General features: G+C 64.2%; 18 protein-coding genes and 1 tRNA gene. 10 read left to right on the forward strand and 9 right to left on the reverse strand.

The annotated features are described in order from the left end of the window. Positions 1–27: 27 nt before the first annotated feature. From hemH to M1E10_RS21450, 3 genes are all read left to right on the forward strand, one after another. Entirely contained in the window at positions 28–1,062 is a 1,035-nt protein-coding gene (gene hemH, locus M1E10_RS21440; RefSeq protein ID WP_499174803.1) for a ferrochelatase, read from the forward strand. 81 nt (positions 1,063–1,143) lie between these two features. Further along, on the forward strand, positions 1,144–2,193 hold the full coding sequence (locus M1E10_RS21445; RefSeq protein WP_499177258.1) for an SPFH domain-containing protein: 1,050 nt from the start codon (positions 1,144–1,146) through the stop codon (positions 2,191–2,193). A gap of 3 nt (positions 2,194–2,196) precedes the next feature. Continuing rightward, on the forward strand, positions 2,197–2,652 hold the full coding sequence (locus M1E10_RS21450) for an NfeD family protein (RefSeq protein WP_499174804.1): 456 nt from the start codon (positions 2,197–2,199) through the stop codon (positions 2,650–2,652). Here the strand turns inward: M1E10_RS21450 and M1E10_RS21455 are convergent, their stop codons facing one another. Then, positions 2,653–3,648, reverse strand: a complete 996-nt coding sequence (locus M1E10_RS21455; RefSeq protein ID WP_499177259.1) for a KpsF/GutQ family sugar-phosphate isomerase — start codon at positions 3,646–3,648, stop codon at positions 2,653–2,655. Between the two features lie 139 nt (positions 3,649–3,787). Here M1E10_RS21455 and M1E10_RS21460 point away from each other — a divergent pair, with 139 nt between their 5' ends. After that, positions 3,788–5,416 (forward strand): outer membrane beta-barrel protein, encoded by a 1,629-nt coding sequence (locus M1E10_RS21460; RefSeq protein WP_499174805.1) that lies wholly within the window; start codon positions 3,788–3,790, stop codon positions 5,414–5,416. 54 nt (positions 5,417–5,470) lie between these two features. Here the strand turns inward: M1E10_RS21460 and galU are convergent, their stop codons facing one another. Beyond that, on the reverse strand, positions 5,471–6,355 hold the full coding sequence (galU, locus tag M1E10_RS21465; protein ID WP_499174806.1) for a UTP--glucose-1-phosphate uridylyltransferase: 885 nt from the start codon (positions 6,353–6,355) through the stop codon (positions 5,471–5,473). A 199-nt stretch (positions 6,356–6,554) separates the two neighbouring features. Between galU and M1E10_RS21470 the strand changes: the two genes are divergently transcribed. Further along, on the forward strand, positions 6,555–7,775 hold the full coding sequence (locus M1E10_RS21470; protein ID WP_499174807.1) for a lytic murein transglycosylase: 1,221 nt from the start codon (positions 6,555–6,557) through the stop codon (positions 7,773–7,775). Positions 7,776–7,895: 120 nt separating this feature from the next. Beyond that, complete coding sequence (locus tag M1E10_RS21475; protein WP_499177260.1) at positions 7,896–9,062, forward strand: SGNH/GDSL hydrolase family protein; 1,167 nt, start codon at positions 7,896–7,898, stop codon at positions 9,060–9,062. Between the two features lie 27 nt (positions 9,063–9,089). Here the strand turns inward: M1E10_RS21475 and M1E10_RS21480 are convergent, their stop codons facing one another. Together M1E10_RS21480 and gltB are read right to left on the reverse strand one after the other, a co-directional pair. Further along, the gene (locus M1E10_RS21480; RefSeq protein WP_499174808.1) at positions 9,090–10,544 is read right to left on the reverse strand and encodes a glutamate synthase subunit beta; all 1,455 of its coding nucleotides are present in this window, start codon (positions 10,542–10,544) and stop codon (positions 9,090–9,092) included. Between the two features lie 177 nt (positions 10,545–10,721). Beyond that, positions 10,722–15,446 (reverse strand): glutamate synthase family protein, encoded by a 4,725-nt coding sequence (gene gltB, locus M1E10_RS21485; protein ID WP_499174809.1) that lies wholly within the window; start codon positions 15,444–15,446, stop codon positions 10,722–10,724. A gap of 383 nt (positions 15,447–15,829) precedes the next feature. On the opposite strand from gltB, the gene M1E10_RS21490 reads away from it, so the two are divergent. Next, on the forward strand, positions 15,830–16,876 hold the full coding sequence (locus M1E10_RS21490; RefSeq protein WP_499174810.1) for a threonine aldolase family protein: 1,047 nt from the start codon (positions 15,830–15,832) through the stop codon (positions 16,874–16,876). Here the strand turns inward: M1E10_RS21490 and mazF are convergent. The 3 genes from mazF to M1E10_RS21505 all read right to left on the reverse strand — a co-directional run bounded on the left by mazF (position 16,873) and on the right by M1E10_RS21505 (position 18,072). Continuing rightward, entirely contained in the window at positions 16,873–17,205 is a 333-nt protein-coding gene (gene mazF, locus M1E10_RS21495) for a putative type II toxin-antitoxin system PemK/MazF family toxin (RefSeq protein ID WP_499174811.1), read from the reverse strand. The two genes, M1E10_RS21490 and mazF, sit on opposite strands and share 4 nt — an antisense overlap. Next, positions 17,205–17,447, reverse strand: coding sequence for an AbrB/MazE/SpoVT family DNA-binding domain-containing protein (locus M1E10_RS21500; protein ID WP_499174812.1), 243 nt, complete (start codon positions 17,445–17,447; stop codon positions 17,205–17,207). Before M1E10_RS21500 ends, mazF begins: the two co-directional genes overlap by 1 nt. A gap of 142 nt (positions 17,448–17,589) precedes the next feature. After that, positions 17,590–18,072 (reverse strand): alpha-crystallin domain-containing protein, encoded by a 483-nt coding sequence (locus tag M1E10_RS21505; RefSeq protein WP_499174813.1) that lies wholly within the window; start codon positions 18,070–18,072, stop codon positions 17,590–17,592. A 389-nt stretch (positions 18,073–18,461) separates the two neighbouring features. Here M1E10_RS21505 and M1E10_RS21510 point away from each other — a divergent pair, with 389 nt between their 5' ends. Further along, entirely contained in the window at positions 18,462–19,430 is a 969-nt protein-coding gene (locus M1E10_RS21510) for an alpha/beta fold hydrolase domain-containing protein (protein WP_499174814.1), read from the forward strand. A gap of 3 nt (positions 19,431–19,433) precedes the next feature. Here M1E10_RS21510 and hisN read toward each other — a convergent pair whose 3' ends face one another. Together hisN and M1E10_RS21520 are read right to left on the reverse strand one after the other, a co-directional pair. Then, a complete protein-coding gene (gene hisN, locus M1E10_RS21515; RefSeq protein WP_499174815.1) occupies positions 19,434–20,207 on the reverse strand; it encodes an inositol monophosphatase family protein in 774 nt (257 codons plus the stop codon). Between the two features lie 255 nt (positions 20,208–20,462). Continuing rightward, entirely contained in the window at positions 20,463–21,347 is an 885-nt protein-coding gene (locus tag M1E10_RS21520; protein ID WP_499174816.1) for an N-formylglutamate amidohydrolase, read from the reverse strand. 174 nt (positions 21,348–21,521) lie between these two features. Between M1E10_RS21520 and cpdR1 the strand changes: the two genes are divergently transcribed. After that, positions 21,522–21,887, forward strand: coding sequence for a response regulator CpdR1 (cpdR1, locus tag M1E10_RS21525; RefSeq protein WP_029616709.1), 366 nt, complete (start codon positions 21,522–21,524; stop codon positions 21,885–21,887). A gap of 102 nt (positions 21,888–21,989) precedes the next feature. Continuing rightward, a tRNA-Val gene (locus M1E10_RS21530) sits at positions 21,990–22,064 on the forward strand. Positions 22,065–22,109: the final 45 nt, after the last annotated feature.

Genomic DNA, 22,109 nt, shown 5'->3' on the forward strand with positions numbered 1-22,109 from the left:
CGCTGAAACAGCAATCGGATTACACAGATGGACGCGACTGCCCCCCACATTCCGCCCGGTCACCCGCAGGTCAAGTTCGGCAAGGTCGGCGTCCTTCTCGTCAACCTCGGAACGCCAGACGGCACCGACTACTGGCCGATGCGCCGCTATCTGGCGGAATTTCTGTCCGACAAGCGCGTCATCGAATGGTCGCGGTTCTACTGGTACCCGATCCTCTACGGCATCGTCCTGAACAAGCGCCCCCAGAAGGTCGGCAAGGCCTATGAGGAGATCTGGAACAAGGATCTCGACGAAAGCTATCTGCGCACCTACACCCGCAACCAGGCGGAACTGATGGCGGCCTCTATGAAGGACCTGCCCAACGTCGTGGTCGACTGGGGCATGCGTTACGGCAACCCTTCGATCGCCTCCAAGATCGACGACCTCTACGCACAGGGCTGCGAGAAGATCCTGCTGTTCCCGCTCTATCCGCAGTACGCCGCCTCGACGACGGCAACCGTCAACGACAAGGCCTTCGAGCACCTGATGACCATGCGCTGGCAGCCGGCCCTGCGCACCGTGCCGCGCTACCACGACGACCCGACCTATATCGATTCCCTTGCCGTCTCGGTGGAGAAGGCGCTGGCGAAGATCGACTGGGAGCCGGAGATGCTGGTCGCCTCCTTCCACGGCATTCCGCAGTCCTATTTCAAGAAGGGCGATCCCTACCACTGCCACTGCCAGAAGACCGGCCGGCTGCTGCGCGAACGCCTCGGCCTGCCGAAGGAAAAGTTCATGGTCACCTTCCAGTCCCGCTTCGGACCGGAGGAATGGCTGCAGCCCTATACGGACAAGACCATGGAGAAGCTCGCCAGCGAGGGCATGAAGCGGATTGCGGTGATGAACCCCGGCTTCGTCTCCGACTGCCTTGAGACGCTCGAGGAAATCGCCGGCGAGGCCGCGGAGATCTTCGAACACGCCGGCGGCGAGAAATTCCTGCACATCCCCTGCCTCAACGACAGCCCTGAGGGCATGAAAGTGCTGGAGACGGTCGTGCGGCGGGAACTGCAGGGCTGGGTCTAACCTCTTGTCCGAAGCCGCCATTTCCCTCTTCGGGGGGAACATGGTACTCCACACCTCTCGAATGGAGATGGAGTATTGAACATGTTTCTTGGCGGCTTCGACATCGTGGTCCTCGCCATAGTGGTGCTGGTGATCCTCGTCCTGTTTGCGGGGATCAAGACCGTTCCGCAGGGCTATCGCTACACCGTCGAGCGGTTCGGTCGCTACACGCGCACGCTCGATCCCGGCCTCAACCTGATCACCCCCTTCATCGAGCGCGTCGGCGCCAAGATGAACGTCATGGAGCAGGTGCTCGACATCCCGACCCAGGAAGTCATCACCAAGGACAATGCCAGCGTTTCGGCGGATGCCGTCTCCTTCTACCAGATCCTGAACCCTGCCCAGGCCGCCTACCAGATCTCCAATCTCGAAAACGCCATCCAGAACCTGACGATGACCAATATCCGCTCGGTCATGGGCTCGATGGATCTCGACGAGCTCCTGTCGAACCGCGAGGTGATCAACGAGCGGTTGCTGCGCGTCGTCGACGAAGCCGTCGGTCCCTGGGGCATCAAGGTGACGCGCGTCGAGATCAAGGACATCCAGCCGCCGCGCGACCTCGTCGAATCCATGGGCCGGCAGATGAAGGCCGAGCGCGAGAAGCGCGCCCAGGTGCTGGAAGCGGAAGGCTCGCGCAATGCCCAGATCCTGCGCGCCGAAGGTGCCAAGCAAGCCGCCGTGCTGCAGGCCGAAGGCGAGCGGGAAGCGGCCTTCCGCGAGGCGGAAGCACGCGAACGTCTGGCCGAAGCCGAGGCCAAGGCCACCATGGTCGTCTCCCAGGCGATCGCATCGGGCGACGTCCAGGCGATCAACTACTTCGTTGCCCAGCGTTACACCGAAGCTCTGGCCGAAATCGGCAAGGCGCCAAACTCCAAGATCGTGCTGATGCCGATGGAAGCCTCCTCGCTGATCGGATCGCTGGCCGGCATCGGAGCGATCGCCAAGGAAGTCTTCGGCGATGGCGACCGTCCGACCCGCACCCGCCCCGCCGTTCCGCCGCAGCCATCCGCACCAACGCCGCGCACGACGCCGCCGGCACCGGCCTCCCCGGCCCGTCCGATCAACCCCTTTGCCCCGCGCGACGAGACGTAAGCGATGCTTCAGGCGCTCGCTCTCACCCTCGGTCCATGGAGCTGGTGGATCTTCGGGCTTCTGCTGCTCGCAGCCGAACTCCTGGTGCCCGGCGTCTTCCTGATCTGGATCGGCGCCTCGGCCATCATCGTCGGCGCGCTGTCGCTGCTCTTCTGGGAATCAGGCTTCTGGTCCTGGCAGCTGCAGTTCGTGCTGTTTGCGGCACTCGCCGCCGTGCTGGCGCTGTTCGGTCGGCGCTTCTACTCCAACAACCGGGAGACCGACGAGCCGCTTCTCAACCGGCGCGGTGAGAGCCTCGTCGGGCGCACCGCAACGCTCCGGGAACCGATCCGCGAAGGCCGCGGTCGGGTGCATCTTGACGATACCTGGTGGTCGGTCAGAGGTCCGGACCTGCCGGCCGGAACCCAGGTCAGGATCACGTCCGCGGACGGAGGAAAGCTGAGCGTCGAGGCGGTCTGATCAGGCGACGCCGACGCGCAGCAGATCGTGGAAGTGGACGATGCCGACCGGGTGCCCGCCGTCGTCCGTCACCATCAGCGACGAGATATTGTGCTTGTTGAGGATTGCCATGGCGGCGGTCGCCAGCGTCTTCTCGCTCACCGTCTTCGGTGAACGCGTCATGATGTCGTCGACCAGCATGGCGCCGAGGTTGAGGTTGAGGCCGCGGGCCAGGTCGCCGTCGGTGACGATGCCGCAAAGCCGGCCCTCGTCATCCAGCACGCCGACGCAGCCGAACCGCCGCTCCGACAGCACCATGACCGCCTGCGGCAGCGGCGTGCCCTTGGCCACCAGAGGAATGGTATCGCCGGTGTGCATGATGTCGCCGATATAGCTCAGCATCGCGCCGAGCTTGCCGCCCGGATGGAAGACCCGGAAGTCGAGCGCCGTGAAGCCCCGCGCCTCCAGGAGCGCGACCGTCAGCGCATCGCCCAGGGCGAGCTGCATCAGCGTCGAGGTGGTCGGCGCCAGCCCGTGCGGGCAGGCCTCCTGCTCCTTGGGCAAGAGAAGCACCACGTCGGATTCGCGCGCCAGCGTCGAAATCTCGCCGGCCGTCAGCGCGATCAGCGGAATGGAAAACCGCCGGCAGTAGGCGACGATGGTCTGCAGTTCGGCGGTCTCGCCGCTCCAGGAAACCGCCAGTACGGCGTCACCGGGGGAGATCATCCCGAGGTCTCCGTGGCTTGCCTCGGCGGCATGAACGAAAGAGGCCGGCGTCCCGGTCGAAGCGAGCGAGGCGGCAAGCTTGGCGCCGATGTGGCCGCTCTTGCCGACGCCGGTGATGATCAGCCGGCCCGTCAGTCCGAGCACCAGTTCCACGGCGCGCTGGAACGACGCCCCGAGCCCGTCCTGCAAGGCGCGTTCAAGCGCTTCGAGCCCGTTTCTCTCGATGCTGATGGTCCGAAGGGCGGAGGCGATCACGTCCCGTTCAACCGGCTGGGATGCGGTTTTGGTCATCAGCGGCATTTAGCGCCTTCTTCAAATGAAGTCCACCAACATGAAGGTCGCGGAAACGCCCTCTCCGGCCCAGGCCCACACCAACTGTTAACCACATGGCTTTACCTTTGCGTAACGATCGCAAGACCCGGGCATGCAGATGGCAGTGACGAAACAGCAAGACGGACGACAGGCGCCGCATCGGCAGGCCATGGCGATCCTGCTTGCCTGCTCGACGCTGTCTGCCCCGGGAATGGCCGTTGCGCAGACGCCCTATCCCTCCTCCGCCGCGCCGCAGGAGCGCAATATCTACAGCCCGACGAACCCGGTGAACGACGATGGCCGCGAGGGGACCTGGGCGACGGCGCCGGCTATCGGCATCACGCCCCTGCGGACCCGTCCTGCAACGGCTGCCACGTCCACCAATCCTGCGGCCGCACCGACATCTGCCGTCCTCTCCGAAACGTCCACTGACCAGGCCGGAGCAGCCTCCGATGCGGGCAGTGCTGCCGAAGGCGCAGACCCGGCCCTGCTGACGACCGGCGCGGTCGGCTCCGGCAACAGCACGCCCGTCAACGATCCGCCCTATGTGGAGGATCTGAACCAGCCCTATCCGGACCTCCTCGATCCGCCCCTCGACGATCCGGCAACAGAGGAAGCGGCGCCGCTTCCCGCCGATCCGACCGGCATCAGGCTCGGCACCCTCCTCCTGCGCCCCTCGATCGGCCAGTCGATCAACCGCGAGACCATCCGTGACGGCGACACGGAGACGAAGCGCAACTACCTCGGCACCACCATTCGCGGCACGCTGACCTCCGACTGGTCGCGCCACCAGCTTTCCGTCACCGGCGAAACCATCATCGAGCGCAACCTCGGTGGCGGCGAGCAGCCCAGGCCGGAAGGGCAGATCGACGCCAACCTGCGGCTCGACCTTGCGGATGAAACAATCGCGAATATCTCCGCCGGCTACGACTTCGAACGCGAGGACAACAGCGACCCCAACGCCATCGGCGGCGCCTCTGCGCAGTCCGCTGTTCAGCAGTTCAACGGCGGCCTCACCCTGGAACGGGACGCCGGCATCCTGCGCGGATTGGCCGGCCTCGGCATCAGCCGCGAGATCTACGGCGATGCCGAGCTCCAGGATGGCTCCCGCCTCGACCTCAGCGACCGCGACCATACCCTGGTCGATGGGCGCCTGCGCCTCGGCTACGAACTCTCGCCCGCCCTCATCCCCTTCGTGGAAGTCCGGGGCGGCCGCAATTTCTACGACCGGACGCAGGATTCCGCCGGCTACGAGCGCTCCTCCTGGACCTATGGCGGTCGCGGTGGCGTGGCTGTCGATCTGAGCGAAAAGCTGAGGGGCGAACTGGCACTGGGCTATGAACGGGTGGAATATGACGACAGCCGTCTCGCCTCGCTCGATGGCTTGACCGTCGACGGCCGAACCGTCTGGTCGCCACAACGCGGCACCGAACTGGAGCTGGCCCTGCGCACGACGCTGCAGGATGCCACCGCGCCGGGCGCAAGCGGCTGGGTCGAATATAATGTTGCCGCCATCCTGACGCACCGGTTGCGGCACAACCTCGTCGGCCGCCTGACGGGCGGGGCGACGGAGCGGGTCTTCCCGCAGGCCTCCGACGAGACCACCTGGATCACCGGCGCCGGCCTTACCTGGAACCTCAGCCGCTACCTCGATCTGACCGGCGCCGTCGAATACGAGTACACCGACCGCACCAGCACCGACACGAAGACACTGCGGGCCGGCCTCGGTCTGACCTTGCGCAGATAACAGAACGCCCGGGCTTGTGACCCGGGCGCGTGTCTGTCGAGGCTGACTGGCAGATCAGCTGAGCTTGGCCACCATCTCGCGCAGTGGGCCCTCGATGGCCGGACGAATGTCGTCGCGCTGCAGGGCAAAGGCAAGGTTGGCGAGGATGAAGCCGTCCTTGGCGCCGCAGTCGAAGGTCTCGCCCTTGAAGTGATAGGCGGCGAATTCCTGTTGCTTGGCAAGCGCCAGCATGCCGTCGGTGAGCTGGATCTCGTTACCGGCACCGCGCTCCTGTGTTTCCAGGATGCCGAAGATCTCCGGCTGCAGGATGTAGCGACCGTTGATGTAGAAGTTGGAAGGCGCCGTGCCCTTGGCCGGCTTCTCGACCATCTCGGTCACCTTGAAGCCCTCGCCGACCTTGTCGCCGACACCGACGATGCCGTACTTGTGGGCCATCTCCGGATCGCATTCCTCGACGGCCAGAACATTGCCGCCGGTCTGCTCGTAGATGTCGATCATGCCCTTCAGGCAGCTCTTCTCCGACGACATGATCATGTCGGGCAGAAGCACGGCGAACGGCTCGTCGCCGACGATGTCGCGGGCGCACCAGATCGCGTGACCCAGGCCGAGCGGCACCTGCTGGCGCGTGAAACTCGCCGTACCGGCCGTCGGCAGAAGATCAGCAAGCAGGCTGAGCTCGGCGTTCTTGTTACGCTCGCGCAGCATCTGCTCCAGTTCGAACTGGATATCGAAGTAGTCCTCGATGACGCCCTTGCCGCGTCCGGTGACGAACACGAAATGCTCGATCCCTGCTTCCGCTGCCTCGTCGACGACGTACTGGATGACGGGCTTGTCGACCACCGTCAGCATTTCCTTCGGCACCGCCTTTGTGGCGGGAAGGAATCGGGTCCCGAGTCCTGCAACGGGGAAGACAGCCTTACGAATTCTCTTTTGTGCCACGCACACCTCCTGAAGCACCCCTCATGGTGCCAATCACAATCCGGTTATCTAACCCTGATTTGCTACCGTTTAACAACCGGTGACGCCGCCTGCTCCGATATGGTAAAGGGTTTGTTGACTCTGATGTCTTATTCATTCGTTAAGCCGGACACCATGCTCGGTGAAGTATGAACTTTAAGAGCAACGGACACGACTGCCGATGACAATATACACCATCAATCGCTTTCGCGGATTCGCCTTTGCCCTGATCGCAGGGGCAGCCCTCGCGACTAACCCGATAAATGCCCGTGCCGACACGGGTTTCAAGACTTGGGTTGCGGATTTCTACGCCACCGCCGCTAAAAGTGGCATCAGCCGCTCGACCTACCAGAAGGCGTTCGCGGGCATCGACAGCCCTGACAAGAGGGTTCTGGAGAAGGCGGCCTATCAGCCGGAGTTCAAATCGCAGATCTGGGACTATCTGGATTCACGCGTGAACCCCTACACGGTCCGGATCGGCCAGGAGATGCTGGCAAAGCACGGCCGCACGCTGGCTTCGCTGGAAAATCATTTCGGCGTCGATAAACACGTCCTGCTGGCGATCTGGTCGATGGAATCCAACTACGGCGCAGTGCTGGAAAAGCAGGATCGACTGCACCATGTGCCGCAGGCCCTGGCGACGCTTGCCTGGGGCGACCCTAAGCGGGCCAAATTTGCCCGTACCCAGCTGATCTCGGCGCTCAAGATCCTCCAGTCGGGGGAAATCACGCCGGACCATCTCACCGGCTCCTGGGCCGGCGCCATGGGCCACACGCAGTTCATCCCGTCGAGCTACCTTCTCTACAAGGTCGATGCCGACGGCAACGGCAGTGCCGACATCTGGGACTCCATCCCCGACGCGCTCGCGACCGCCGCCAACCTTCTGGCCAAGAACGGCTGGCAGACCGGCAAGACCTGGGGCTATGAGGCGGCAGTGCCGCGCGGAGCTGCCAAATATGACGGGCAGACGAAGACGCTTGCACAGTGGGCCGCTCTCGGCGTATCGCGCCCGAACGGCAAGCCCTTCCCTCGTCCCGGCGACCGGGCTGAGCTGAAGCTGATGGCGGGCGCCAATGGCCCTGCCTTCCTGATGATGAAGAACTTCTTCGTCACCAAGCGCTACAACAACGCCGACAGCTACGCGCTGGGCGTCGGCCTGCTGGCGGACCAGATCGCCGGCTTCGGTGGCATGCAGCAGCGCTGGCCACGGCCGGACGGCACGCTCGACATGGTGGAGAAGTTCGAGCTTCAGACGAAGCTCAAGCAGCTCGGCTACTACGAGGGCGAGATCGACGGCAACTTCGGCTCAGGCTCCAAGGCGGCCGTGCAGGCCATTCAGCAACGGCTCGGCATGCCGGCCGACGGCGAACCCTCGCACAACCTTTTGCGGGCGCTTCGTTGACAAGACCGTTCTCTCGCTCCAAATCGCTCTCTTGAGCGGTCTGGGGCGAGAGCGCACAGCAAAAGTACGAGGGTTCTGCAGATCATGGGCGGCGGACGCATATTCAGCCGGTTTACGGTGATGATCCTCACCCTGCTGCTGGCCTGGCCCCTGCAGTGGATCCCGGCGGCCGCACAGGAGCCTGTCCCCCGCCGCAATCTCCTCGACATGATCTTCGGTGGCGGCCGACGCTATATCGATCCACCCCCTCCCGTCAGGCAGGTCGTACCCCGTCGCCAGCGTCAGCGCCAGAACGAACAGGCACAGCCGCGCCGCAATCGCGCGCCGGCGGTGCGCGCCTCCGCGCCGCGTCCGGCAGCACCTGCAGCACCCGCCAAACCTGATCCTGTCGCAAAGCTCGAGAACGCCCGACAGATCCTGGTGGTGGGCGACTTCCTCGCCGGCGGCCTCGGCGACGAACTGAAGACCGCCTTCGAACAATCCCCCGGCGTGGCCATCACCGAGCGGAGCAACGGCTCCTCGGGTCTGGTGCGCCAGGATTATTATGACTGGCCTCGCCAGCTTCCCGACCTCCTCAAGGAAGTCGAGCCGGCGCTCGTGGTGGTCATGATCGGCGCCAACGACCGCCAGGAGATGCGGACCGGCGACGGCCGCGTCGACTTCTCGACGGACGCGTGGTTCAAGGAGTACGAGAAGCGGGTGCACGACTTCGGCATGATCGTCACCAGCCGCAAGATACCGCTGCTGTGGGTGGGCCTGCCGTCGTTCCAGTCACCGTCCCTGATGCGCGACGCCGTGAAGCTGAATGGCGTCTATCGCGGCGAGGTTGCCAAGATCGGCGGTGAGTTCGTCGACATCTGGGACGGCTTCGTCGACGAGGACGGCAAGTTCATCGTCACAGGCTCCGACATGAACGGCCAGCAGGCACGTCTGCGCGGCTCCGACGGCATCAATTTCACCACCGCCGGCAAGCGCAAGCTGGCCTTCTATGTGGAAAAATACGCCCGACGCCACCTGGGCGAGATGGCCAGCCCCGAACTGGTGACGCTCGACGCCACCAACCTGCCGGAGCTACAGATCCTGCCGCCTTCGCCGACAGCGGCCGTCCCCGTCCAGCCGATCAGCCTCACGGATCCGGAACTCGATGGCGGCAGCGAGCTTCTGGGCGGCGCACCGCCGCCGGCTCAGCTCATCGAGACACCGCGCGACATGCTCGTCCGGCGCGGCGAACTTCCGCCGGCGCCCAAGGGCCGGATCGACGATTACGCTCTGCCATCGACCCAGTAAGTCACCCAGTGACCGATGGTGCTGCCGTCAGGCCGGCAGCACCGAAGCACCCATCAGCGCCTCGTCGATCGCACGTGCCGCCTGGCGACCTTCGCGGATTGCCCAGACCACCAGCGACTGGCCGCGGCGCACGTCGCCGGCCACCCAGAACTTTTCCACCGAAGTCTTGTAGTCGCGATCGTTGGCCACGACGTTGGTCGAGCCGCGACGATCGACGTTGAGCGTCAGCTTGCCGTCGAGCTCGTCGAGGAGACCGCCCTGCAGCGGTCCGGAGAAGCCGATGGCGATGAAGGCGAGATCGGCCTTGATGATGAAGTCGGTTCCGGGGATCGGCTGGCGTCGGTCGTCGACCTCGCAGCAGCGCACGCCGGTCAGATGTCCGTCTTCGCCGACGAATTCGAGCGTCGCCACCTGGAATTCACGCCGTGCCCCTTCGGCCTGGCTCGACGACGTGCGCATCTTGGTGGCCCAGAACGGCCAGATTGCCAGCTTGTCTTCCTTCTCCGGCGGCTGCGGGCGGATGTCGAGCTGGGTGACCTTCACGGCTCCCTGGCGGAAGGCGGTGCCGACGCAGTCGGACGCCGTATCGCCGCCGCCGACGACCACCACATGCTTGGCGCCCGCCAGGATCGGATCCGCCGGCCAGCCGACGCTGTCGATGTTCTCGCGCCCGACGCGGCGGTTCTGCTGCACGAGGTATGGCATGGCATCATGGACGCCCTGCAGGTCGACGCCGGGAATGCCGGCGGCGCGAGGCGTTTCGGATCCACCGCAGTAGAGCACCGCATCATGCTCGGCGAGCATCTGCTCGACCGGCATGTCGACGCCGACGTTGACGCCGCAATGGAAGGTGACGCCCTCGCCCTTCATCTGCTCGACGCGGCGGTCGATGAAGTTCTTTTCCAGCTTGAAATCGGGAATCCCGTAGCGCAGCAGGCCGCCGGGCTTGCTCTCGCGCTCGTAGACATGCACGTCGTGGCCGGCGCGGCCAAGCTGCTGGGCCGCGGCCAGGCCGGCAGGACCCGAACCGATGACGGCGACCTTGCGGCCGGTCTTTTCCGTCGCCGGCTGCGGGCCGACGAGACCCAGTTCATAAGCCTTGTCGGCAATCGCCTGCTCGATCGTCTTGATCGCCACCGGCGAGTCCTCGAGGTTCAGCGTGCAGGCTTCCTCGCAAGGGGCCGGGCAGACGCGGCCGGTGAACTCTGGGAAGTTGTTGGTCGAATGCAGGTTGCGGATCGCCTCTTCCCACTTGCCGCTGTAGACGAGGTCGTTCCAGTCCGGGATCTGGTTGTGGATCGGACAGCCGGTCGGCCCATGGCAATAGGGAATGCCGCAATCCATGCAGCGCGCCGCCTGCTTGGTCACCTCGGCATCCGACATCGGAATGGTGAACTCGCGGAAATGGCGGATACGGTCCGACGCTGGCTGGTATTTCATCACCTGCCGGTCGATTTCCATGAAACCTGTAACCTTGCCCATGTGTCGTCCCCTATTAAAGCAGGGTGCCTGTCGGCCCCCAGTACCAGTACGCGAAGCCCAAGGCCGCCCCCAGTACAAACAATTCGATTCCGATAGTACCACTTGCGACGAAGGTAGCCGCCGGAACGGCGACCGCTACACCCACGGCAAGCAGCCGATGAATGAGGCGCAGGCGGTTCACTCCGCCGCAACCCCCAGCCGCATCCGCTCCATCTCCTCCAGCGCCCGCCGGTATTCCACCGGCATGACCTTGCGGAACTTCGGCCGGAATTCGGTCCAGCGGTCGAGGATGTCCTTGGCCCGCTCCGAACCCGTGTAATGCAGGTGGTTGGAGATCATCTGGTAGAGCCGCTCCTCGTCGTGGCGCGTCATGTCCTCGGAAACGTCGACGCGTCCCTTGTGCATGAGGTCGCCGCCGTGGTGGTGCAGCTTCTCCAGCATGTCGTCCTCTTCCGGAACCGGCTCGAGCTCGACCATCGCCATGTTGCAGCGCTTGGCGAAATCGCCGATCTCGTCGAGCACATAGGCGACGCCGCCCGACATGCCGGCCGCGAAGTTGCGGCCCGTCTCGCCGAGCACCACGACGATGCCGCCGGTCATGTATTCGCAACCGTGGTCACCGACGCCCTCGACGACGGCGAGCGCCCCCGAGTTGCGCACCGCGAACCGCTCGCCGGCCACGCCGCGGAAGTAGCATTCCCCGGTGATGGCGCCGTAGAGCACCGTATTGCCGACGATGATCGCCTCTTCCGCCTTCAGCCTCGAGTTCTCCGGAGGTCGCACGATGATGCGGCCGCCCGACAGGCCCTTGCCGACATAATCATTGCCGTCACCCACCAGATCGAAGGTGATGCCGCGCGCAAGGAAGGCCCCGAACGACTGGCCCGCCGTGCCGCGCAGCGTCACGTGGATGGTGTCGTCCTTCAGTCCCTTGTGGCCCCAGCGCTTCGCCAGCGCACCGGACAGCATGGCGCCAGCCGACCGGTCGACGTTCTTGATCGGCACCTCGAAGACCACCGGCTCCTTGTTTTCGAGCGCCGCCATCGACTTCTCGATCAGCTTGCGATCGAGGACGTCGTCGATCGGGTGCTTCTGCCGCTCGGTCCAGAAGGTCGCTTCCTTAGGTGCCGGCACCTTGTGGAAGATCTTCGAGAAGTCGAGCCCCTCGGACTTCCAGTGGGCGATCATCTCGTCCTTGGAGAGAAGCTCGGACATGCCGATGATGTCGTCGAGCCTGGTGTAGCCGAGGGCTGCCAGCATCTCGCGCACTTCTTCCGCCACGAAGAAGAAGTAGTTGATGACATGCTCGGGCGTGCCCTTGAAGCGCTTGCGCAGGACCGGGTCCTGCGTCGCCACGCCGACCGGACAGGTGTTGAGGTGGCACTTGCGCATCATGATGCAGCCGGCGGCAATCAGCGGGGCCGTTGCAAACCCGAACTCGTCGGCGCCGAGCAGCGCGCCGATGATGACGTCGCGGCCGGTCTTCAGCCCGCCGTCGACCTGCAGCGCGATGCGCGACCGCAGCCCGTTCAGCACCAGCGTCTGCTGCGTCTCCGCAAGGCCGATCTCCCAGGGGGAGCCGGCATGCTTCAGCGAGGTCAGCGGCGAAGCCCCCGTGCCACCGTCGAAGCCGGCGATGGTGATGTGGTCGGCGCGCGCCTTGGCAACGCCCGCGGCCACCGTGCCGACGCCGACTTCCGAGACGAGCTTGACCGAGACATCCGCTTCCGGATTGACGTTCTTCAGGTCGTAGATCAGCTGCGCCAGATCCTCGATCGAATAGATGTCGTGGTGCGGCGGCGGCGAGATGAGACCGACGCCCGGCGTCGAATGCCGGGTCTTGGCAACCGTCGCATCCACCTTGTGGCCGGGCAACTGGCCGCCCTCACCGGGCTTGGCACCCTGCGCCACCTTGATCTGCAGCATGTCCGCATTGACCAGATATTCCGTCGTCACGCCGAAGCGGCCCGAGGCGATCTGCTTGATGGCCGAACGCTCCGGGTTCTGAGAGCCGTCGAGCAGCGGGGTATAGCGGTCGCTCTCCTCGCCGCCCTCGCCGGTGTTCGACTTGCCGCCGATCCGGTTCATGGCGATGGCCAGCGTCGTATGCGCCTCGCGGCTGATCGAGCCGAAGGACATGGCGCCCGTCGAGAAGCGCTTGACGATGTCGACGGCCGATTCGACCTCCTCGACCGGCACCGGCTTGCGGCCGATATCCTCTGCCGACTTGATCTTGAACAGGCCGCGGATGGTGTTCATCCGGATCGCGGTCTCGTTGACCATCCCGGAGAACTCGCGGTAGCGCTCCTGGCTGTTGCCGCGCACGGCATGCTGCAGCGAGGCCACCGCATCCGGCGTCCAGGCGTGGCTCTCGCCGCGGATGCGGTAGGCATATTCGCCGCCGATGTCGAGCGTGCGGGCCAGCACCGGATCCTTGCCGAAGGCCGCCTTGTGGCGGGTCACCGTCTCCTGGGCGATCTCGGCCAGGCCAACGCCCTCGATGGTGGTCGCGGTGCCGAAGAAGTACTTGTTGACGAGCTCCGTCGACAAACCGATGGCATCGAAGATCTGCGCGCCGCAATAGGACTGGTAGGTCGAGATGCCCATCTTGGACATGACCTTCAGCATGCCCTTGCCGACCGCCTTGATGTAGCGGGTCACGACCTCGCTGGCATCGACCTCCTTGGGAAACTCGCCACGGGTGTGCATGTCGATCAGCGTGTCGAAGGCGAGATAGGGGTTGATCGCCTCGGCGCCGAAGCCGGCGAGACAGCAGAAGTGGTGGATTTCGCGCGGTTCGCCCGTCTCCACGACGAGGCCGACGGAGGTCCGAAGCCCCTTGCGGATCAGGTGGTGGTGGACGGCCGCCGTCGCCAGCAGCGCCGGAATGGCAATGCGGTCCGGCCCGACCTGGCGGTCGGAGAGCACGATGATGTTGTAGCCGCCCTTGACGGCCGCCTCCGCCCGCTCGCAGAGGCGATCGAGCATTTCCGGCATGCCTTCGGCACCGCGCTCGATGTCATAGGTAAAGTCCAGCGTCTTGGTATCGAACAGGTCTTCCGTGTGACCGATCGAGCGGATTTTTTCCAGGTCGCCGTTCGTCAGGATTGGCTGGCGCACTTCCAGTCGCTTGGCCCGCGAAGCGCCCTCGTGGTCGAGAATGTTCGGCCGCGGACCGATGAAGGAGACGAGGCTCATCACCAGTTCTTCGCGGATCGGATCGATCGGCGGGTTCGTGACCTGCGCGAAGTTCTGCTTGAAATAGGTGTAGAGCAGCTTCGACTTCGTCGACATCGCCGAGATCGGCGTGTCCGTGCCCATCGAGCCGATTGCCTCCTGGCCGGTGGTGGCCATCGGCGACATCAGGATGCGGGTATCTTCCGAGGTGTAGCCGAAGGCCTGCTGGCGGTCGAGCAGCGACACGTCGCGGCGCAGCGCCCGCGGCTCCACCGGCTTCAGCTCTTCGAGGATCAGTTGCGTGTTGTCGAGCCACTTGCTGTAGGGGTGCTTCGTCGCCAGCTCGCGCTTGACCTCCTCGTCGGAGACGATGCGGCCCTTCTCCATGTCGATCAGCAGCATCTTGCCGGGCTGAAGGCGCCACTTCTTGATGATCGTCTCTTCCGGCACCGGCAGCACGCCGGCCTCCGAGGCCATGATGACGCGGTCGTCGGAGGTCACGACGTAGCGGGCCGGACGCAGGCCGTTGCGATCGAGCGTCGCGCCAATCTGCTTGCCGTCCGTGAAGGCAACCGCCGCCGGTCCGTCCCAGGGCTCCATCAGCGCCGCATGATATTCGTAGAATGCCTTGCGCTCAGGCGACATCGACTGGTTGCCGGCCCAGGCTTCCGGGATCAGCATCATCACCGCATGCGCCAGCGAATAGCCGCCGCGGGTCAGGAACTCGAGCGCGTTGTCGAAGCAGGCGGTGTCCGACTGGCCCTCGTAGGAGATCGGCCAGAGCTTGGAGATATCCTCGCCGAAGAGCGGCGACGACACCGATGCCTGGCGCGCCGCCATCCAGTTGACGTTGCCGCGCAGCGTGTTGATCTCGCCGTTGTGGGCGACCATCCGGTACGGGTGGGCAAGCTTCCAGGATGGGAAGGTATTGGTCGAGAAGCGCTGGTGCACCAGCGCGACGGCCGATTCGAAGCGCGGATCGGAGAGGTCCTTGTAGTAGGCGCCGACCTGATAGGCGAGGAACATGCCCTTGTAGACGATCGTCGAGGACGACAGCGACACCGGATAGAAGCCCGTGTCCTGGCCGCCGAAGGCGTCATAGATCCGGTTCGAGATCACCTTGCGCAGGGTAAACAGCTTGCGCTCGAAATCGGGATTGGTCGCGGCGTCGCGTCCGGCACCGATGAAGACCTGCACGTGATGCGGCTCCGTGGCGGCAATGTCGGGCGCCTTCGACAGAGAGGAATTGTCGACCGGCACGTCGCGGAAGCCGAGGAACTGCTGTCCCTCCTCCGCGATCACCTCGACGATCACCTTCTTGAAGTGCTCGATCTGCTCCGGATCGCGCGGCATGAAGATGTGGCCGGCCGCATATTCTCCGGCCTTCGGCAGCGTAATCCCCTGCTTCGCCATCTCCTCGCGGAAGAAGCGGTCGGGAATCTGCACGAGCAGGCCTGCGCCGTCGCCCATCAGCGGATCGGCGCCGACGGCGCCGCGATGCGTCAGGTTCTCGAGGATGAAGAGGCCGTCCTTGACGATCTGGTGCGACTTCTGGCCCTTCATGTGGGCGATGAAGCCGACGCCGCAGGCATCATGCTCGTTGCGCGGGTCGTAGAGCCCCTGCGCTGCCGGCAGGCCGGACGCCACGAAGGCTGGGCGCGTTTCCGCAGTCTTGCTCGCGTCATCCAGGATGCCGGCAGCATGCGTCTCGACAGTCTTCGTCATCGTCGTCTCCTCCTTCGGTCCAGCAGGACAAGGTGGTTGGCAATCGGTCGCTTCGATACCCGCCACACGGACACCGCCTCTGCCTCCCGGATCAAGAAGGCACGGCGGATGGCGGATTTCAAATGAAATAGGACAACATATATGACCTATTCCTGTGCTTTCTATCGCATAGTTCCAGGCCCGCCGCAAGAGCCCGCGTTAACACCTTGCCGGCTGGGGCAGATAGAAGATTACCGCCCGCTGCCCTCAGGCAGCTACTTTGTGTCCCGATCAGGCGTCTGCGCTGACCGCTTGTTGCTCACCACCCAACATCATAAACGCCGGATTGATCCTCAAGGCAAAACCACTAAGGTCGCCTCTCTCCCAAGCCTAAGGAAGCATCCATGTTCTTCGCGTCAGATAACTGGGCCGGTGCCCATCCCGCCATCAACGAACGGCTCATGCGTGAGTCGACCCGATTTGCGGCCGCCTATGGAACGAGTGAGCTCGACCGCTCCATCGAGCAGCGCTTCAACGACCTCTTCGAGCGTGAAGTCGCCGTCTTCTTCGTCGCAACCGGTACGGCGGCAAACTCGCTGGCCCTTGCCAGCGTCGAACGCCCCGGCGGCGTCGTCTTCGCCCACACCGAAGCGCATGTCATCGAAGACGAATGCGGCGCACCCGACTTCTTCAGCGGCATGCGCATGATACCAGTGGACGGCGGCGAGGGAAAGATGAACCCTCTCAACCTGAAGGCCCGGATGGCGCGCTACCCGCAGGACGCGGTCCATCACGGCCGTGCCGCCGCCATCACCCTGACCCAGGCGACCGAGGTCGGCAGCATCTACAGCCTCGACGAGATCAAGGCCATTTCCGGCATCGCCAAGGCCGAGCGCCTGCCGCTGCACATGGATGGCGCCCGCTTCGCCAACGCCCTGATCGGGCTCGACACGACGCCGGCGGAGATGACCTGGAAGCGCGGCGTCGACATCCTCTCCTTCGGCGGCACCAAGAACGGCTGCTGGTGCGCAGAAGCGATCGTCTTCTTCGACCCGGCCATGGCCAAGGAACTGCCCTTCATCCGCAAGCGCACGGCGCAGCTCTTCTCCAAGTCCCGCTTCATCGCCGCCCAGTTCGAGGCCTATCTGAAGGACGGCCTTTGGCTGGAACTCGCCGCCCATGCCAACGCCATGGCCGACCGCCTGCGCGAGGGCCTTCGCGCCTCCAACAGCGCCCGCCAGGCTTGGCCGACGCAATCGAACGAAGTCTTTGCCATCATCCCCAAGGCCGCCGCAAAGACCGCCGCTGAAAAGGGCGCGAAGTTCTACGACTGGCTGCAGCCGAGCAACATGCAGGATACGGTGTCGGGCGACGAAACCCTGATCCGCCTCGTCACCAGCTTCGCAACCACCGCGGACGATGTTGACGCCTTCCTGGATGCGATCGCTTAAGGCTTGCCCAGCATTGCGGAAGCCTTGGCGCGGATCTCCGACAGCTCTCCCGGCGAGACTTGGCCTTTGCGCTGAGCCTTCCGGGAGCGCCAGTCGAGGCTCTTGATCTGGTCTGAAAGGGCAACCCCCTGCCGACCGTCCGAGATCGCCACTTCGAAGGGATAGCCCTTCGCTCTGGTGGTCATCGGACAGCAAAGCATCAGGCCGAAGCGGTTGTAGCTGGCAGGGCTGAGAACCACCGCAGGTCGATGACCCGCCTGTTCGTGCCCGGCCTGCGGCGAGAACTGAAGCCAGACCACGTCGCCCGCCTCCGGCACCCAGGCCGTCACTACAGGATCTCCCGCCCGACAGGAGCGCCGAAGTCGGCCTCCTCGTGAAGATTGTCCGGCGTGATCCCGGCAATCAGCGACGCAAGGTCGTGGCCGGTTTCGCGAAGCGGAACGATTACGATCCGCCCCTCTTCCTCCGAGATGTCGACGATCGCATCGGGAGCGATCCGGGCGGCCTCCATGACGGCAGAGGGAATTCGCACCGCGGCGCTGTTTCCCCACTTCTTGATCGTGACACGCATCGGGAGCGGCTCCGTATAGACAATGTCGATACACTACATGCAGCAGGCACGGCGATCAAGCTCGCTGCAGGCGGTTCAGCAGTGCACAGAAAAACGGCCCCTCCGCGAGGAGGAGCCGCCTGATGTCTGGCAGAGGTGGAGATTAGTTGATCTGCTGCGGGGCGACCTGTGCCTCGATGGTCTTCGGCGCATCATTGGCCTCGGCAGCGATCGCAATGCGGCGCGGCTTCATGGCTTCCGGAATGTTGCGGAGAAGATCGATGTGCAGCAGCCCGTTCTTCAGCGAAGCGGTCTGGACCTCGACGTGGTCGGCAAGCTGGAAGCGGCGCTCGAAGGCGCGCTTGGCAATACCGCGGTAGAGATATTCGCTATCGCCGGTGCTGTCTTCCTCGGTCTTTTCACCCTTCACCGTCAGCACGTGGGCATGGGCTTCGATGCTGAGCTCCTGCTCGTCGAAGCCGGCCACGGCCATGGTGATCCGGTAGGTGTTATCGCCGGTGCGTTCGATGTTGTAGGGCGGATAGGTCTGGGCCTGCTCCGGCTGTCCACGGGTGTCGAGAAGGTTGAAGAGACGGTCGAAACCGACGGTCGAGCGATAAAGGGGGGCGAAGTCGACGTGACGCATGTGTGTCCTCCTGGGAAGCGACGTTGCGATTTAAGGTGGCCGTCCGCACCCCGTTATGGCGGTGCGGCGGCCGGTCAGCGGGCCCGTTCTGGCGCCCGCAGAGAATAGATGGGAACTGGATTTTTCCGCGTCAAGACCCGCGATCGCGCACCGTAGCCTGCCGCTGAACACCACATGAATGCACGGTTCTGGAGGTGTTCACGCACAGACGGATAAACCTTGGCTTACCGGCGGACGCAAGTTCGTCGCTGACTGAAGCCACGTCCCTTCTCTTCAGTCAGACTGCCGGAGCAGGGGGCCGATCAGCCCCCTGCTCCGGCTTTTTTGCTTGACCTTGCAGCCGCAGCGCCTATCGCTGGACAAAATCCCTCCTGCCCTTCCCGGACCCGATGGACGACATCCTTCACCTTACCCCCGACAACCCGCCGCCCGCCAACGGCACCGCCGGCCATTTCACCGGCCACAGGGGCACGCGTCTGCGCTACGCGATCTTCCGGTCGGAGATTTCGCCCGCCAGGGGAACGGTCGTACTGGTCCAGGGTCGCAACGAGTTCATCGAGAAGTATTTCGAGACGATTCGCGACCTCAACGCCATGGGCCTTTGGGTCGCCACCTTCGACCTGCGCGGCCAGGGCGGCTCCGACCGCCTCCTGAAGAACACGCGCAAGGGCCATGTCCGCCGCCTGGCCGACTACGAGCGCGACCTGGAGATCTTCCTCGAACATATCGTCCTGCCCGACACCCGCCTGCCCTTCTTCCTCGTCGCCCACTCCACCGGCGCCCTCATCGCGCTGTCGGCGGCACCACGGCTTTCCAACCGCGTGAGCCGCATGGCGCTCGCCGCGCCTTACGTCGGTCTGCGCCATGAGAAGCTGCCGACCGGGATCATCCGCCCGCTTGCGGCTGTCGCCAGTTGGACCGGCTTCGGCAGCCTGTCGACCGGCGGCGACCGCAGCGCCCGCCCCTTCGCCGGCAATCCCCTGACATCCTCCGCCGAACGCTTCGCGCGCAACGCCAGCATCATCGCGGCACATCCGGAGCTGACGGTCGGCGCGCCGACCTTCCGCTGGCTGCACGAGACGCTGCGGGCGGCCACCCGCGTCTCCGCCCAGGAACACCTGACGCGCATCCACATTCCGACGCTGATCCTGGCGCCGGTTCTCGACGGTCTGATCCCCTATGTCGCGCAGGAGGAACTGTCGCGCAACTTTCGTGCCGGGCAGTTGGTGACGATCAACGGCGCCCGCCACGAGCTCTTTCAGGAGCGCGATATCTATCGGGCGCAGGCGCTGGCGACGATCGAGGCATTCATGCCCGGTCTCGACGGCGGCATGGATCTGTCGGAAAGCGCCGCCTGACCCTTAGCCGCCCAGGATGCTGATCGCCTGCGCATGCAGTTCGGCCGTGCCGGCCGCAATGATGTTGCCGCCCGATTCGGGCCGCCCGCCGTCCCAGGTGGTGATGACACCCCCCGCCTGCTCGATCAGCGGGATCAGCGCACCGACGTCATAGGGCTTGAGACTGCTTTCGATCACCAGGTCCACATGGCCCGCAGCGAGAAGCGCATAGGCGTAGCAGTCCGTCCCGTAGCGGAAGAGCCGCACGTGCCGCTCCACCGCATGATAGCGCTCAGCCTCGTCTTCGAGGAAAATGTGCGGCGAGGTGGTAAAGAGGATCGCGTCGGACAGGCTCTTGCAGCCGCGGGTCGCGATCTGCCGCTCGCCGTCCGGACCGCTGTACCAGGCGCGCTCGCCGTCGGCGAAATAGCGCTCGCCCGTGAACGGCTGGTCCATCACGCCCATTACCGACCGGCCACCGCTCTGGAAGCCGATCAGCGTCCCCCACATCGGCACCCCGGAGATGAACGCGCGCGTGCCGTCGATCGGATCGATGACCCAGATGTGCTCGCGATCGAGCCCGATGTCCTCATGCTCCTCCCCCAGAATGCCGTGCTCTGGAAATCGTGCCTCGATCAGCGCCCGGATGGCGCTCTCGGCGGCGCGGTCGCCCTCCGTCACCGGGTCGAAACCGCCTTCCAGCTTGTTGGTGATGAAGGCGCCGGTGCGAAACCGCGGCAGCGTCTCCGCCCTTGCGGCATCGGCGAGTGTGTTGAAGAAGGCGCGATCGGGAAGCATGGATAACCTCGGAACGGGAAACCTCATGAAGCCTGGCCGGCTTGAGAGGTCGTGTGGGAGAGATGCAACACAAATGTATAATATTTAACCAAAGGCCAACCCTGCTTGACGTTTGTGCAATGTGAACGTAGCGTGACGGTGCAGTCGTTGACTGTAATGCCCTCCTTGGGTGTTTCCTCCCTAGACTAGCCGCGCTTCGGCGCGGTTTTTTTTTGCCTTGCAGGAAGCCCGAGAAAACAGGGGCATTGCGAGAAGTCATTCCGCCGCCAGCGCGGTGGTGCTGCCGAATTCGTCTGCAAATTCCGCCATCTGGCGCATGAAGCAGGACAGCGCGCCCACGACGGCTTCGAACTCCGGCCGCTTCTCGAGCGTCACCTCGTCCACATAGAGCGCCCGGTTGATCTCGATCTGCAGCGCATGCAGCCCCCGCACCGGCCGTCCGTAATGCTCGGTGATGAAACCACCCGCGTAGGGCTTGTTGCGCGCCGCCGTAAAGCCGAGCTCGGTCAGGAAGCTGATCGCCGCCCGCGACAGATCTGCCGAAGCGCTTGTCCCGAAACGGTCGCCGATGATGAAGTCCGGCCGGATCTCCGATCCGGCGATGCGGATGTTGCCGGGCATCGAATGGCAGTCGATCAGGATGCTGAAGCCGAAGCGCGTATGGGTGCGGGCAATCAGCCGGCGCAACGCGGCATGGTAGGGCTTGTAGAGCGCCTCGATCCGCGACAGCCCCTCCTCGACACTCAACCGCCGCCGGTAGATCTCCATGTTCTCCGCGACGATTCGGGGGATCGTGCCGAGCCCGCCGGCCACCCGCAGCGAACTGATGTTGGCGAAAGGCGGCAGGGGCCCGTCGAACATCTTCGGGTCGAGTTCATAGGGTTCGCGGTTGACGTCGAGATAGGCGCGCGGGAAATGCGCCGCCAGCAGCGGCGCGCCAAGCTCCGGCGCCGCGGCGAAGAGTTCATCCACGTAATGATCGGCAGAGCGTCGAATGGCGACCGAATCAAGCCGTGCATCATTCAGAAATGAGGGTGGATATCGACGCCCGCTATGGGGCGAATTGTAGACGAAGGGGATGGTATGAGCGGTCGGTTCCCTTATCTCGAAGTGCTCGAAATCGCCCGTTACGCAATCCATCTAGCCTTTACCATGTCCCGAACTTCCATAAGCGGCATGTTGCCAGTTGCCCATGGTGAAGTCCATACTATGTGTGTGTTATAAGGATCTGCGTCCGCCGCCATTAAATGGGCCCTTAACGCATTTTGGCTAGGCTGGACGCTTGAAATTTCTCGTGATGGATGACGACCCCGGATGATACAAAAAATTCTTCTCGCCGAAGATGACAACGACATGCGCCGGTTTCTGGTGAAGGCGCTGGAAAAGGCAGGCTATCAGGTCTCGTCTTTCGACAATGGCGCCAGTGCCTACGATCGGCTGCGCGAAGAGCCCTTCTCGCTGCTCTTGACCGACATCGTCATGCCGGAGATGGACGGCATCGAGCTGGCGCGCCGCGCCACCGAGCTCGACCCCGACCTCAAGGTCATGTTCATCACCGGTTTTGCAGCCGTGGCCCTCAACGCTGATTCGAAGGCTCCGAAGGACGCAAAGGTTCTTTCCAAGCCCTTCCACCTGCGTGATCTCGTCAATGAGGTCAACAAGATGCTCGCCGCCGCCTGAGCCGCGAGGGCCGGACGCGGGGCTGTTCAAAAAAGCTTCGTAATCGGCCGCAAAACCAGTTGACGACCCGGCGACCATGTGGTCTATGCGCCGACGTCGGATGGGCGTGTAGCTCAGCGGGAGAGCACTACGTTGACATCGTAGGGGTCACAGGTTCAATCCCTGTCACGCCCACCATCCGATCCCTTGTTTATCAAGATGTTGAGGCTCCGCAGGGAGCCT

The sequence above is a fragment of the Rhizobium sp. PK7-22 genome, from assembly GCF_056530405.1.